This window comes from Pseudomonas sp. P105 (assembly GCF_032614175.1).
GTDB classification, from domain to species: Bacteria; Pseudomonadota; Gammaproteobacteria; order Pseudomonadales; family Pseudomonadaceae; genus Aquipseudomonas; species Aquipseudomonas rhizophila.
This window is the reverse complement of record NZ_CP126693.1, coordinates 3465822-3479063: the sequence shown is the minus strand read 5'-3', so window position 1 is coordinate 3479063 and position 13242 is coordinate 3465822. Positions and strand designations below refer to the sequence as shown.

The 13242-nt window shown below is 59.3% G+C and carries 14 protein-coding genes; 9 read left to right on the top strand and 5 right to left on the bottom strand.

Annotation, left to right across the window (positions count from 1 at the left end; all coding sequences use genetic code 11):
* Positions 1-62: 62 nt before the first annotated feature.
* Positions 63-1007, top strand: coding sequence for a LysR family transcriptional regulator (locus QOM08_RS15645; protein ID WP_188250889.1), 945 nt, complete (start codon positions 63-65; stop codon positions 1005-1007).
* On the opposite strand, the gene QOM08_RS15640 is transcribed toward QOM08_RS15645, so the two are convergent.
* Both QOM08_RS15640 and QOM08_RS15635 read right to left on the bottom strand, forming a co-directional pair.
* Complete coding sequence (locus QOM08_RS15640; protein ID WP_076384292.1) at positions 1004-1399, bottom strand: VOC family protein; 396 nt, start codon at positions 1397-1399, stop codon at positions 1004-1006. The genes QOM08_RS15645 and QOM08_RS15640 overlap by 4 nt on opposite strands.
* 67 nt (positions 1400-1466) lie before the next feature.
* Positions 1467-2459 (bottom strand): DMT family transporter, encoded by a 993-nt coding sequence (locus QOM08_RS15635; protein WP_047225638.1) that lies wholly within the window; start codon positions 2457-2459, stop codon positions 1467-1469.
* A gap of 91 nt (positions 2460-2550) precedes the next feature.
* On the opposite strand from QOM08_RS15635, the gene QOM08_RS15630 reads away from it, so the two are divergent.
* On the top strand, positions 2551-3459 hold the full coding sequence (locus QOM08_RS15630) for a LysR substrate-binding domain-containing protein (protein ID WP_076386626.1): 909 nt from the start codon (positions 2551-2553) through the stop codon (positions 3457-3459).
* A gap of 149 nt (positions 3460-3608) precedes the next feature.
* Entirely contained in the window at positions 3609-4088 is a 480-nt protein-coding gene (locus tag QOM08_RS15625) for a DUF488 family protein (RefSeq protein ID WP_230682590.1), read from the top strand.
* Positions 4089-4094: 6 nt separating this feature from the next.
* Here the strand turns inward: QOM08_RS15625 and QOM08_RS15620 are convergent, their stop codons facing one another.
* On the bottom strand, positions 4095-5042 hold the full coding sequence (locus tag QOM08_RS15620) for a DMT family transporter (RefSeq protein ID WP_076384298.1): 948 nt from the start codon (positions 5040-5042) through the stop codon (positions 4095-4097).
* A gap of 74 nt (positions 5043-5116) precedes the next feature.
* Between QOM08_RS15620 and QOM08_RS15615 the strand changes: the two genes are divergently transcribed.
* Entirely contained in the window at positions 5117-5971 is an 855-nt protein-coding gene (locus QOM08_RS15615; protein WP_047225642.1) for a LysR family transcriptional regulator, read from the top strand.
* Positions 5972-6003: 32 nt separating this feature from the next.
* Here the strand turns inward: QOM08_RS15615 and QOM08_RS15610 are convergent, their stop codons facing one another.
* Entirely contained in the window at positions 6004-7719 is a 1716-nt protein-coding gene (locus QOM08_RS15610; protein ID WP_047225868.1) for an amidase, read from the bottom strand.
* Between the two features lie 266 nt (positions 7720-7985).
* Here QOM08_RS15610 and nhaA point away from each other — a divergent pair, with 266 nt between their 5' ends.
* Entirely contained in the window at positions 7986-9179 is a 1194-nt protein-coding gene (gene nhaA / locus QOM08_RS15605; RefSeq protein WP_047225643.1) for a Na+/H+ antiporter NhaA, read from the top strand.
* A gap of 94 nt (positions 9180-9273) precedes the next feature.
* Here the strand turns inward: nhaA and arsB are convergent, their stop codons facing one another.
* Positions 9274-10359 (bottom strand): ACR3 family arsenite efflux transporter, encoded by a 1086-nt coding sequence (arsB, locus tag QOM08_RS15600; RefSeq protein WP_076384300.1) that lies wholly within the window; start codon positions 10357-10359, stop codon positions 9274-9276.
* Between the two features lie 234 nt (positions 10360-10593).
* On the opposite strand from arsB, the gene QOM08_RS15595 reads away from it, so the two are divergent.
* The 4 genes from QOM08_RS15595 to QOM08_RS15580 all read left to right on the top strand — a co-directional run bounded on the left by QOM08_RS15595 (position 10594) and on the right by QOM08_RS15580 (position 13242).
* Positions 10594-11007, top strand: a complete 414-nt coding sequence (locus QOM08_RS15595) for an arsenate reductase ArsC (protein WP_047225645.1) — start codon at positions 10594-10596, stop codon at positions 11005-11007.
* A gap of 8 nt (positions 11008-11015) precedes the next feature.
* On the top strand, positions 11016-11387 hold the full coding sequence (locus QOM08_RS15590; RefSeq protein WP_047225646.1) for a metalloregulator ArsR/SmtB family transcription factor: 372 nt from the start codon (positions 11016-11018) through the stop codon (positions 11385-11387).
* Between the two features lie 65 nt (positions 11388-11452).
* Positions 11453-12169, top strand: coding sequence for an arsenical resistance protein ArsH (gene arsH, locus QOM08_RS15585; RefSeq protein ID WP_047225647.1), 717 nt, complete (start codon positions 11453-11455; stop codon positions 12167-12169).
* 68 nt (positions 12170-12237) lie between these two features.
* The gene (locus QOM08_RS15580; protein WP_047225648.1) at positions 12238-13242 is read left to right on the top strand and encodes an ArsJ-associated glyceraldehyde-3-phosphate dehydrogenase; all 1005 of its coding nucleotides are present in this window, start codon (positions 12238-12240) and stop codon (positions 13240-13242) included.

The window sequence follows — 13242 nt, the reverse complement described above, 5'->3', positions numbered from 1 at the left end:
TCTGATTTATGATGGATTTTCCATTGCAGGTTGAACTCAATTCATCAATAACAGGACGCCTAATGTTTTCCTCCGAGCGATTGAAGGGGATCGATGTCTTTGTCTGCGTCGCCGAATCCGGCAGCTTCAAGGTCGCCGCAGAGCGGATGAGCCTCACGGGCTCGGCCATCAGCAAAAGCGTCGCCCGTCTGGAGAGCCGCCTTGGCGCTCGATTGTTCGATCGCACCACCCGGCGGGTATCGCTGACGGACGCTGGGACGGCGTTCTATCGCACCTGCACGGGGGTGCTTGCAGACCTTGAAGAGGCCGAGCTGTCTCTGCGTGCTGAAGACGCCGAGCCACAGGGCAGGGTCCGGCTTGACCTTCCGGCAGCCTTTGGTCGTTCGCAAGTGATGCCCATCATCTTGCGGTGTATCCAGGACTATCCGCGGCTGGTGCCGCACATCTCGTTCACGGATCGTTTCATCGACCCTCTCCAGGAAGGCGTGGATATCGTCGTCACCATTGGCGGCTCACAGGTTTGGCCTGACGCGCTGGGGCATCGTTACCTGGGTCGTGAATGGCATGTCTTCTGTGCTTCACCCATGTACTTGGCCAAGCATGGCATCCCCATGACCGATCGCGATCTGGAACATCACCAGTGCATCGCCTATGGCTGGCCGGACGGCAAGCTCAGTCCGTGGAATTTTGCCGGTGAGCGTCCCGGCGAGACGGTAAGAAAGCAGGTGTCGCCAGCGTTGGTCGTGGGGGACGGTGAAGGGCTGGTTGCTGCGGTATCGGCCGGGTGCGGGATTGCACAGTTACCTTCATGGTTGATCCAGCGGCAGCTTGAGGAGGGCACGTTGATTGAGGTGCTTGCCCATCTGGCAACCGACGGAATGGTGATCAACCTTGCCTGGCAGAAAAGCCGTGAGAAGCTTCCCAAGGTCAGTGCCTTGCTGGAAGCACTTGCGGCCAATTTGTGTCAGCCGGTAGAAGGCAATCCTCGCAAAGCCGTGGACGTCTAACCCAGCGGATCATGGCAGCAGACACACAGCTTGTTGCCGTCGAGGTCTCGAAAATAGGCGCCGTAATAGTCGGGGTGGTAATGGGGCCTCAATCCAGGCGCTCCCTCACACGTTCCTCCCAGGGCCAGCGCCATTGCGTGGCTGCGTGCGACAAGCTCCCGGCTGGGTGCCAGCAGCGCCACCATCTGACCGTTACCGGGCGCGCTTGGGTTGCCGTCAAATGGTTTTCCAATCACGAAGATCGGCCGAGGCGAGCCCTCGCAAACCCAACCGGCCCAGCCTTTAGTGGCGTCGCAGAACTTCAACGTAAGGCCCAGCCCGGCCATTATCTTTGAATGGAAAGCGAACGCGCGGTCGAAATCGCCTATGCCTAGGAAAACGTGAGAGATCATGCTGGCTATCCTTGCGGTCAGGGAATCGAATGAGTCTGGCGCGAAACGATGATCAGTGAAAGATGCATCACCGGGTGCGCCTGGCGATGTTCTCCTCGTGTCGGGCGCGGTCGGTCGATTCACTGGATGTCAGGATGATACGAACGGCCACAACCACGCCGACAAGAACACCGGCTAGCCCTGAGGTTTCCCAAAGTGTGGGCAGCCGCTGATGAAACATCAGGCCCAGTATCGTCGCGAAGAGCGACTCCAGGGATATCAGTTGCCCGCTAAGCACCATGGGCAGGCGACGGGACGCGGCATTCCACGCCCAGGCCCCGACGACCGATGACATCAGCGCGATAAAGAGCCCCCAGGCATACAACGGCCCAGCCACGGAAACACTGAAGCCCAGACTTGGCAGTTTCAGAAGATCAAGCACCAGTACGGCGGGTAAGGCGATCAAGGTGCCCAGCCCGGCGCCTGCCATCATCAAGCCGGTCCAGGCCCCTGATGCGTTGACGGCAAGTTTTTCCAGGCCCCTTTGATTCAACGCGGCGAATACGAGCCAGAGGATCACTGCGCTGATTGAAAAGAACAGCCCCTTGCGCCAGGCACTGTCGCCAGTTGGGAGGTGATTGAGACTGCCGACGTTCAACAGCAACAGCCCGCCTGTCATCAACGCCAGTGGTATCACGAGCTTGCGCCATTCGAGGGTTCTGCTCGTGGCGTTGCCGAGCACGGCCTGCAGAAGCGGCACCATGCCAATAAGTGCAGGGGTCAGTACCGGCCCTCCGTAAATCACTCCGGCGGCAATGCAAGTGCTATAGCCGAGGTACCCGATAATTCCCAGGCTTGCGCCAAGAAGCTGCTGTTCGCGGCTCAGGCGTCGAAGTCGAGCTCGATAGAACACCATGACGCCCATACCCAGCGTCCCGGCGATCAGAAACCGAACGATCATCAAGTCGTAGATCGAATAGGCACCGGTGACGTAGGGCGCTACGAAATTCAAGGCCCAACTCAGAGTGGCGACGACGGCGAGGGCCACGCCTGCGGTGGTGTTTGAGTCATTCCTGAGCATCGGTCTATCCATGAGATATTCAGCTCATGTTGCGCAGCGTCAGGGCTATGCTACAAACGAGTTCTCGGCCACGGATGCATTACCGGTGATTATGAATACGCTTGGAAAGTCTTTACCGCCGCTCGCCAGTTTATTGCCTTTTGAAGCGGCGGCGCGGCTGGAGAGTTTTTCGAAGGCCGCCGAGGAGCTGCACATTACCCAAGCGGCGATCAGTCGGCAGATACGGGGACTTGAAGAGAATCTTGGGCTAAAGCTCTTCAGTCGGCGCAACCGCGCAGTGTTTCTCACCCAGGAAGGACGCGAGCTAGGGCGTGTGGTGAGCAGCGCCTTGCGCAGTATCAGCGATGTCGCCGAGACCCTTCGCCAGGCGCCTGGCAAGAACCGTGTCGTTCTGCTGTGCCAATTGTGCGAGGCGTTCTACTGGCTGATGCCGCGCCTTTCGTCATTCCACCAGCAATACCCGGAGATCGAAATCCAGGTGGCCACTTCAACCCGGCCGCTGACTGAATTCAATGAGCATTTTGACGTGGCCTTGCAAAGCACCGGGCGCCCCAGTGGTGCGCATGTTCTGGTCTTTACCGCTAGCGATGAGGTGTTTCCGGTGTGCAGTCCGCAATACCTCAATGTCCAAGCGCCCATGCAGGTCAGTGAGCTTGCTCGCCACACGCTTTTGCACTATCGCACTACGCCGCCTCACTGGATGCAGTGGGAGGGTTGGCTAAAAGCGTTTGGACAGATACCGGCTGTTGATCTTCAAGGCACTGTATTTGACAGCTACCCCTTGATGCTTCAGGCGGCGGTGGAGGGGCACGGAATTGCACTGGGATGGCGCCGCACCGCCGCAAGGCTGATTGAGCGTGGGGCTTTGGTGAGGCCTTGCGCGCAAAGTGTTCCCTTGCCTGAAGCGATATCGGTTTTCAGAAATTCGCACGCAGCAGATCGCGCTGAAGTGAGCGCACTGATCGAGTGGCTTGAGGGGGAGTTGGCAAGTGAGGGCTGACGGCTGTCACCCTGGCGGATTTGCGTGAATCCACTAGAACCTGGCTTGCTTGCACAGGTCATCTGAAAGAAATCAGGTGTGGATTAGTATTTATGCAAAGTGTCTGTGTTTACACAGTGGGTCATTCGACCCGAACCCTCGAACAGTTCGTGGAGATCGTCAGCGGTTTTGGTGTCGATACCATTGTCGATATCAGGACCGTCCCGCGATCACGGACAAATCCTCAATACAATCTGGATACGCTTGCACACCGACTGGCCGAATTCGATATCGGGCATCAACAGATTCCGGAGCTTGGCGGATTACGAAAAAAATCAAAGACCGTTGCCGATGAGGTCAACGCATTCTGGGTCAATCGAAGTTTCCATAACTACGCGGACTACGCCCTTTCGCAAGAATTTGAGGTCGGTCTGAATCGCCTCCTCGCGCTCAGCAAGACTCACCACTGCGCCATCATGTGTGCGGAGGCTGTTTGGTGGCGTTGCCATCGCAGGATCGTCGCCGACTATCTGTTGCTTCGCGGTGTAGAAGTCATCCATATCATGGACAAAGATAAAGCCAATACAGCGGTGTTGAGTCCGGCTGCGAAGGTTCACGGGCTGAAATTGACTTATCCCGCTGGAGAGTGAACAGGGCTACTGAGCTGTGTCGGCCACTGGCTGCCGAGCTTCGGTGCGCACCACCATCCAGATGCCGATCCCGGACACCGCCATGCCCGACACCATTTGCCAGGAAAGAGGTTCGTTGAACATCGCCCAGGCCCACAGCATCGTAACGGGGGGGCTGAGGTACAGGACGCTGGCGACCCGGGTGGCTGACGCGCGGCGCAGGCACAGCCAGTAGAGCCCATATCCGCCAATCGTAGACAAGCCCGCGGTCCACAGGACACTCAAGATAAAACCTGTGCTGGGTATCGGTGCGAGGCTGCCCTGTAAGCCCTCGACCAAAGCGAAGGCAAAGCCCGAAACACAGCATTGCAGCCATAGGTTGGGGAGTAGGCCCAAGGACTGCGATGGCGGGAGGTGCTTTTGCCACAATGTCGCGACGGCGAGTGAAAGCATGCCAAGCAGCGGCAGCGCATAAGCCCATAAGGGCGCATCGCCCCAGGCCAGCGCGCCATGTGTCACCAGCGCGGCCCCGATCAGGCCGATGACCAGGCCGGCCCAAACCGGCCAGGCCAGTCGCTGTCCCAGGACGCCCGCGGCCAATAAAGCCAGGCCCATGGGCAGAAGGTCGGCGAACAGGGCAGCGAGCCCGGCCGGTACGCCCAAGGCAATGCCTTGGGTAATACCCGCCAGATACCCCGCCATGGCCAGCAAACCGATGCCGGCGTTTTTCAGCAGCACGGCAGCCGAGGTTCGCCTCAAGTTCCTGGCGACAAACGGGAACAGAACGAGCGTGACCAGCACGCAGCGCCAGAACACGACCAGTAACGGCGGCGCGTAATCAAGCGAGAAGCGCGCGCCGATGAAGCCTGAACTCCAGCTCAACACCAGCGCCGCCTCGAGTAAGAACAGAGGTATCGCCTGGTGCCATTGAGGTTTGGAGAGAGCAGGGCATGAGATCGATCGGTATGCATTCATGCCCACAGGCTACGAAAGCAGGCTAATCTAATAAATCAAAATATAGTGCAGCAGTCATTCACAAAGGTTGAATTATGCCGGCCATACTCGATATCGAACTGATACGGACTTTTCATGCGGTGGCGCGCATCGGCAAATTCAGTGCGGCGGCGGAGCAACTGCACAAAAGCCCGGCAGCGGTGAGCGTGCACATCCAGCGGCTGGAAGCGGTCGCCGGTGGACGATTGCTCAACCGTGACAATCAGGCGGTTTCCCTGACCGCACTGGGCAAGCGTTTGCTCCTGTCTACCACCGAGTTGCTCAGTACCCACGACCGGGTCTTGGCCGATCTGCATGGCACCCGTCTGGCGGGGCGTATCACCTTGGGCGTGCCGGATGAATATGCGGACCATGTCATCCGCGACATCCTTCCGACATTCGCAGCCGCCTGGCCGAACGTGGTACTGGAGCTCAGGACGGCGCCAAGCTACGCGCTACGTGATCAGGTTCAACGTGAAAAACTCCAGGCTGCGATGATTGCCCGGCCGAAGGAGCTGCCGGACACAGAGTCGCTGCGGTTAACCTCCACGACACCTGTTTGGGTCGGCCCGATCAATAGCGTGATTGCCTCGACGCAGCCGCTGCCACTGGCCGTGCATGCGGCGCAGTGCCCTTATCGACAAGCCATGGTGGAAGCGCTGAAGCAATGCGCTCGCAAGTCGCGCATTGTCCTGGAAAGCCCCTCCACCCAGGCCGTCAAGGCGTGTGTGGAGGCCGGCTTGGCGATCAGTCTGATAGACCGGGCCCGGGTGACGGACAAGATGCAGATCCTCGATGATCTGCCCCGGGTGCCGGAGCACGAGGTGGTGTTCATTCGAGCGCAGGCGTCCCATGCCGATGAGGCGGTGAACCTGCTCTCCCGAGCCATGCAGCAATATTTTCGGCTTTGATGAAAGGGGCGGGGCAATCCCGCCCACCAGGTTTATTTTTTACTGCCCGACAACGGCGGCGTACGCGGTGGGACCACCCGTTTGGAGCCCAGCGACTCAAACGCCGAAGCCAGGCGCAACAGGGTCGAATCGTCATAGGCACGTCCGGCAAACGTCAGCCCTACAGGCATGCCAATGTCCGCCATCACGCCCATCGGCACAGTAACGGTGGGCACGCCCAGGTGCCGGATGGCCAGGTTGCCATTGGCGACCCAGACCCCGTTGCTCCAGGCGATATCGGCGGACGCCGGGTTGATATCTGCATCTGCGGGGCCAACGTCGGCGACTGTCGGGAATATCACCGCATCGAGCCCTAGCCGGTCCATCCAGTCTTCAAGATCGATTCGACGTGTCTGTTCAAGGCCCCGCAGTCCGTCCGCCAGGGTGGGGATCTGGTCCCACGGCGTAATGCCGCGTTCGGCCATCCTGACGTATTCATCCATGCCAGCGGCCAGGTCGTCCTCACGGTTGGGCAGGGTGCCCGGGTCGTGGGGGAATATCAGCGGTCCGTCAACATCGGCCAGGCGATTGAGTTTCGGATCACCGTTGGCCCGCAGAAAGTCATCGAACGCCCAGGCCGACAGGTCCCACAACTCATGGTGCAGGAACTCCTTGGACACCAGGCCCCGAGTGAATACGGTCGGCGCGCCCGGACGATCACCTTCGCAGTTGGACACCAGCGGGAAATCGACCTCAATCACTTGCGCGCCACAGGCTTGGAGCGCCTTGCGGGCGTCTTCCCACAGGGCCATGACCGAGGCTCGGGTGTTGATTCGCTGCCCCGTCGGCCCGCCAATGCCGGGAGCCTCAGCCGTGCCCGCTTCGGGATCGGCGTTGATGTACATGCGCGGAACTCCGAAGCGGACCCCAGCGAGTGCTTCCTTATGGGCGGCAAGGCCCGGGTATGAGGCGGGGCGAACCGAGTCGACAGGCGGGAGGGGCACCCAGGGTTGCATGCGCCACAGATCGCCCCGGGTATCAGGATCGTCCGCCACCACGACGTCGAGCACTTCGAGAAGATCCGCCATCGTCCTGGCATAGGGCACGACGACGTCCATTGTTGGCGTCAACGGCCAGTTGCCGCGTACCGAAATCACCCCGCGCGAAGGTGTATAGGCACACAATCCGTTGTTCGAGGCCGGGCCCCGGCCGCTCGACCAGGTTTCTTCGGCAAGGCCGAACGCGGCGAAACTGGCTGCCGTTGCAGTGCCTGCACCGTTCGAGGAGCCCGATGCGAAAGGGGCGGTGAGGTAGTCCGCGTTATAGGGGCTTTCAGCCCGGCCATAGACACCGCGCTGCATGCCGCCATTGGCCATGGGCGGCATGTTGGTCTTGCCCAGGCAGATCGCCCCGGCGGCGCGAAGCCGTTCGATGGTGAACGCATCGCGATAAGCGATCAGGTTCGCGAACGCCGGACTGCCAGAAGCCGCCGTGAGCCCCTTCACCAGATAACTGTCCTTGGCGGTATAGGGAATGCCATCGAGCGGACCGAGGGTTTGTCCCTTGGCCCGACGGGCATCGGACGCCTGTGCTTCTTCCAGGGCATCGGGGTTTCGCACGACCACAGCGTTGAGGGCGGTGGACGTGTCGGCGCCGTCATAGGCATCGATCCTGGCAAGGTAGGCCTGGACGAGTTCGACCGCGGTCGTCTGACCGGACTGGAGCGCTGCGCGCAGTTGTGCGATGGAGACTTCGGTAATTTCGATCATGCTGTTACCGTTGCGGCTGACTGGGGGTGTGACGCGCGGGGCCATTCAAACTGGGTCTTGGGCACTTCAGACATCTCAAAGTGGGTTCTCATGTCGGTTGCATGCACTTTACTACGGGATAACCGCCAGAGGGCCTAATTAGAAAACCGCCCACACTCGGGCAGTACCTTTTGTATAGAATACGGCCCAAGGGTGTCACCGCAAAACGCGGCAGGGCAGGTTTAATCAAGCGCAGGTCGGGCCGCCAGCGCGGAGTCGCTGTGCCTATGAGCCCGGAACCGTTGCGCCTGAATAATAAAAGTGAGTCACCTTCCGCCATGGCTTTCCTCTCCCGTTTTTTCGCCGCTGAATCCGCTGGCGGCCTGATTCTGATGGCTTCCGCCCTGGCCGCGCTGATCGTAGCCAATTCGCCCTGGTCAGAAGTGTACTTCTCCACGCTGCACATCAAAGCCCTGGGGCTTTCGGTGGGGCACTGGATCAATGATGGCCTGATGGCTCTGTTCTTTTTACTGGTCGGCCTTGAGATCAAGCGTGAAATGCTTGAAGGCCAGTTGTCGAGTTGGGGCCAACGAGCCCTTCCGGGATTTGCGGCGCTGGGCGGTATGCTGCTGCCGGGCTTGATCTACGTGGCGATCAACTGGGGTAATGCACAGACTTTGAGCGGCTGGGCGATTCCCACCGCAACTGACATCGCGTTTGCTTTGGGGGTGTTGTCGCTGCTGGGCAAGCGTGTGCCCATCTCCTTGAAAATCTTTCTCTCCGCGCTGGCGATTCTGGATGACCTTGGGGCCGTCCTCATCATCGCGATCTTCTACACCAGCGATTTGTCGACGAACATGCTGCTGGCGTCCCTGGGCGTTACGGCACTGCTGGTGGTACTCAACCGTTGCGGCGTCAAGCGGCTGTTTCCCTATGTGATAGCCGGTGCACTGCTCTGGTACTTCATGCTGCAATCGGGCATCCATGCGACCTTGGCCGGGGTCATTCTTGCCCTGTGTATCCCCCTTGGAGACTCCAACGAAGGCGGGTGGTCGCCACTGCTCTACCTCGAAGAAAAGATGCATCCATGGGTGGCTTTTGCGGTTGTGCCCATCTTCGGCTTCGCCAATGCCGGCGTGTCCCTGGCCGGTATTTCGCCGAATAATCTGCTTGATCCGGTACCGATGGGCGTGGCGATGGGGCTGTTGCTGGGCAAGCAGCTTGGGGTGTTCGGGTTGGCGGCGCTGGCCATTCGTTTCGGCTTGGCCAAACTGCCTGAGGGGGCCAGATGGTCGCAGATGTACGGCGTGGCGCTGTTGTGCGGGATCGGATTCACCATGAGCCTGTTCATCGGTGCGCTGGCATTTCCCAATGCGCCGCATCTGGTCGATGAGGTCAAAGTCGGTGTGCTGCTGGGCTCGACCCTGTCGGCCATCATCGGCGTCATGTTGCTGATGAAAGTAGGTCCCAAGAAAAACTGATGTGAGACGCGGCAGGGGCATTGTCCATGCCGCGTTATCCAGTTCGTCTCGCCTGGGTTAACCACAGTATTTCTCGTTCGCAGCGATGCTGTGGTCATGGTGAGGCGGTTGGCGTCATCTCTACGCCTTCTTTCGGGAACCAGGCCTGGGTCCGGTTGGCAAAAGCCACCAGCGACAGCATCACCGGCACTTCCACCAGCACCCCGACCACGGTGACCAGGGCCGCCCCGGAGTTAAGGCCGAACAAACCAATTGCCACCGCCACCGCCAGCTCGAAGAAATTCGAGGTGCCGATCAGGGCGCAGGGTGCCGCCACGTTAAAGGGTACTTTCCATAGCCGCGCCGCCGCGTAAGCAATGGCAAAAATGCCGTAGGACTGGATCAGCAAGGGCACGGCAATCAAAGCAATCAGCAGTGGTTTATCCAGAATGATCTGCCCCTGAAACCCGAAAAGCAGCACCACGGTGCCCAGCAGGCCGAGTATCGACAGGGGTTTGACCCGAGCGTTGAAGCGCGTGACCGCATACTCGGCCTCGCCGGCGTTTTGCGCCGAGGCACTGAGCTTCAGCCGGGTGAGTACCCCGGCAATCAGCGGGATCAACACATACAGCCCGACCGAAAGGATCAGGGTTGCCCAAGGCACCTCAATGTCAGTCACGCCGAGCAACAGCGCCACCAGCGGCGCGAAGGCGAAGATCATGATCACGTCATTCAGTGCCACCTGCGCCAGGGTGTAGGTGGCGTCGCCGCGTGTCAGCTGCGACCAGACGAACACCATGGCAGTACACGGCGCGGCACCGAGCAGGATCAGACCGGCGATGTACTGGCCGGCATCGCGAGGATCGATCAGGTCGATAAAGAAATAATGAAAGAACAACACCCCCAGCCCGGCCATGGTGAACGGTTTGATCAACCAGTTGACCACCAGGGTGATGATCAGCCCCTTGGGCCGTTCGTGAATGCGCTTGAGGCTGGAGAAGTCCACCGACACCATCATCGGATAGACCATCAGCCAGATCAGTACCGCGACAATGAAATTGACCGAACCGTATTCATAATCGGCCATGGTCTGGAACAGCCGTGGGAACAGACTGCCCAGACCAATGCCGGCGGCGATACAGAGGGCGACCCACACTGACAGGTAGCGCTCGAAAAAGCCGATGGGCTGGCGGGTGCTCATACTCAAACCTCTTCTTTGTACGTCTGCGCGCACAGGTTCCGGATGCAGAGCGTATATGGAAAAAAACATATATTTCTGAACTGAGCGCGATCCTGTTCAGAGAATACCCCCAAGAGGATTCTATCTCGTTCTGATTGTAGACGTTGCGTGGCAGGGAAAATAAACGGCGGGGGCTTTACCTTATATTCGGATAATCATATATTCGGTTTTCCGTATATTGGATGAGGCTTCATCATGACTGGCAAAGCCCGCGTTCTCTTCGTCTGCACCGCCAACGCTGCTCGTTCCCAGTTAGCCCAAGCGCTGCTCAGGCACACGGATTCGGAACATTTCGAGGCGTTCAGCGCCGGCACGGTTCCGACCGCGGTCGACCCGCGCACCTTCGAGGTCTTGTCGCACCTTGGAATCAGTACTGACGGGTTACGCAGCAAGTCGATTGATGAGTTTCAGGGAGAGCGTTTCGATTACGTGATTACCCTGTGCGATAAAGCAACTGCGCAGTGCCAGTCGCTCCCCGATGCTGGCGAGGCGTTGACCTGGAGCTTTGAAGATCCGGTCACCAGCACCAAGCCCGACGCGTTCCGTCACACGCTTCACGAAATTCATGAGCGCATCAAGATGTTTGTCTTGGTGAAAACCAAACACTGAGAACTGAAATGGCTGACCATCTGACCCCGACCACTGTCTTCAAATGCCTGGCCGACGACAATCGGGTGCGCATGATGCTGCTGATCACCCGAGAGGGGGAGTTGTGCGTCTGCGAGCTGACCTGTGCGTTGAACGAGAGTCAGCCCAAAGTCTCCAGGCACTTGGCGCAGTTGCGCACCTGCGGTTTGCTCTCGGACCGTCGGCAAGGTCAATGGGTTTACTACCGACTGCACCCCAATCTTCCTGACTGGGTGCTGCAGGTACTGACCGTGGTACTCGAAACCAACAAGCACTGGTTAAGCCCCGATGCCAAGCGTCTGGAAGCAATGGGGGACCGTCCTGAACGGGTCGCCATTTGTTGTGAGAGCAAAATTGCCTGACGAGCCCCGGTAGACGATGCCGCTGGCTCGATGATTCCCAAAGCGCCGTCGCGCAGGAAAAGACTATGTTTGATGACTCTATTCCCCAACTCGAAACCGAACTGGCCGATCTTCCGTCGACAGACAAACTCGGTATCGAAACCACATCCAGCCACAAGCCACGCATTTTGCTGCTGTACGGATCGACGCGCGAGCGTTCCTTCAGTCGCCTGCTGGTAGAGGAGGCCGCTCGGTTGTTGGAGCACTTCGGCGCCGAGGCGCGGATTTTCAATCCGTCGGGGCTGCCGCTGCCGGATGACGCGCCGGTCGATCATCCCCGGGTCCAGGAACTGCGCGAGCTGATGCAGTGGTCCGAAGGCCAGGTCTGGTGCTCGCCGGAACGCCACGGGTCCATGAGCGCGGTGTTCAAGGCGCAGATTGATTGGGTACCGCTGGCGATGGGCGCGGTACGCCCGACCCAGGGCAAAACCCTCGCTGTCATGCAGGTATGCGGTGGCTCGCAGTCATTCAACGTGGTCAATCAGCTGCGGGTGCTGGGACGCTGGATGCGCATGTTCACCATTCCCAACCAATCTTCCGTGCCGAAGGCCTATATGGAGTTTGACGACAGCGGCCGGATGAAGCCTTCACCGTTCTATGACCGCGTGGTGGATGTGATGGAGGAGTTGGTGAAGTTCACGCTGCTGCTTCGCGACCGCCAGGATTACCTGGTCGACCGCTATTCCGAGCGCAAGGAGTCGGCGCAAGAATTGATGAATCGCGTCAATCAGCGCTCCATCTGAGTCAAGCCCAACGCCTGGTTCGACCGGCAGTCGAACTCCATAGACACCAGCCACAGGAGCACAACAACATGACGATCAAAGTGGGTATCAACGGTTTTGGGCGTATTGGTCGCCTGGCATTGCGGGCCGCCTGGCATTGGCCGGAGTTCGACTTTGTGCAGATCAACGACCCGGCGGGTGACGCCGCGACCCATGCGCATCTGTTGAACTTCGATTCGGTGCATGGTCGCTGGAATGCAGAGGCTGGCTCCGAGGACGACAACATCGTCATCGATGGCAAGCGGATCAAGGTCACAGCCAATAAAGCGATTGCCGACACCGATTGGTCGGGCTGCGATCTGGTGATCGAAGCCAGCGGAAAAATGAAGACGGTTGCCGTGCTTCAGGGTTATCTCGACCAGGGTGTGAAGCGCGTGGTGGTCAGCGCCCCGGTGAAGGAGAAGGGCGCATTGAACGTCGTCATGGGCGTCAATCATCAGTTGTTCAAACCCGACGATCATGCCATCGTCACCGCCGCTTCATGCACCACCAACTGCCTGGCGCCAGTGGTGAAAGTCATCCACGAGAAGCTCGGCATACGCCACGGTTCGATCACCACCATTCATGACCTGACCAACACCCAGAGCATCCTCGATCAACCCCACAAGGACCTGCGCCGTGCGCGGGCTTCGGGCATGAGTCTGATTCCCACCAGCACCGGCTCGGCCACGGCCATCGCGGAAATCTTCCCGGAGCTGCGCGGGCGCCTCAATGGTCACGCCGTGCGCGTGCCGCTGGCCAACGCTTCGCTGACCGATTGTGTCTTCGAGGTCGAGCGAGCCACCACCGTCGAAGAAGTGAATCAGTTCCTCAAGGACGCTTCCGAGAACGAACTCAAGGACATCCTCGGTTTTGAGGAGCGCCCATTGGTGTCCATCGATTACCGAACCGACCCGCGCTCGTCGATCATTGATGCGCTGTCGACCATGGTCATCAATGGCACCCAGGTCAAACTCTACGCCTGGTACGACAATGAATGGGGCTATGCCAACCGTACCGTGGAACTGGCCCGGATGGTCGGTCGAACAGTCTGA

What these genes read in the sequence shown, in the direction of transcription:
- QOM08_RS15580 (WP_047225648.1), top strand. Translation starts at nt 12,238, where the DNA reads ATGACGATCAAAGTGGGTATCAACGGTTTTGGGCGTATTGGTCGCCTG.
- QOM08_RS15620 (WP_076384298.1), bottom strand. Translation starts at nt 5,042, where the DNA reads ATGAATGCATACCGATCGATCTCATGCCCTGCTCTCTCCAAACCTCAA.
- QOM08_RS15590 (WP_047225646.1), top strand. Translation starts at nt 11,016, where the DNA reads ATGGCTGACCATCTGACCCCGACCACTGTCTTCAAATGCCTGGCCGAC.
- QOM08_RS15645 (WP_188250889.1), top strand. Translation starts at nt 63, where the DNA reads ATGTTTTCCTCCGAGCGATTGAAGGGGATCGATGTCTTTGTCTGCGTC.
- arsB (WP_076384300.1), bottom strand. Translation starts at nt 10,359, where the DNA reads ATGAGCACCCGCCAGCCCATCGGCTTTTTCGAGCGCTACCTGTCAGTG.
- QOM08_RS15610 (WP_047225868.1), bottom strand. Translation starts at nt 7,719, where the DNA reads ATGATCGAAATTACCGAAGTCTCCATCGCACAACTGCGCGCAGCGCTC.
- arsH (WP_047225647.1), top strand. Translation starts at nt 11,453, where the DNA reads ATGTTTGATGACTCTATTCCCCAACTCGAAACCGAACTGGCCGATCTT.
- QOM08_RS15595 (WP_047225645.1), top strand. Translation starts at nt 10,594, where the DNA reads ATGACTGGCAAAGCCCGCGTTCTCTTCGTCTGCACCGCCAACGCTGCT.
- QOM08_RS15615 (WP_047225642.1), top strand. Translation starts at nt 5,117, where the DNA reads ATGCCGGCCATACTCGATATCGAACTGATACGGACTTTTCATGCGGTG.
- QOM08_RS15635 (WP_047225638.1), bottom strand. Translation starts at nt 2,459, where the DNA reads ATGCTCAGGAATGACTCAAACACCACCGCAGGCGTGGCCCTCGCCGTC.
- nhaA (WP_047225643.1), top strand. Translation starts at nt 7,986, where the DNA reads ATGAGCCCGGAACCGTTGCGCCTGAATAATAAAAGTGAGTCACCTTCC.
- QOM08_RS15630 (WP_076386626.1), top strand. Translation starts at nt 2,551, where the DNA reads ATGAATACGCTTGGAAAGTCTTTACCGCCGCTCGCCAGTTTATTGCCT.
- QOM08_RS15640 (WP_076384292.1), bottom strand. Translation starts at nt 1,399, where the DNA reads ATGATCTCTCACGTTTTCCTAGGCATAGGCGATTTCGACCGCGCGTTC.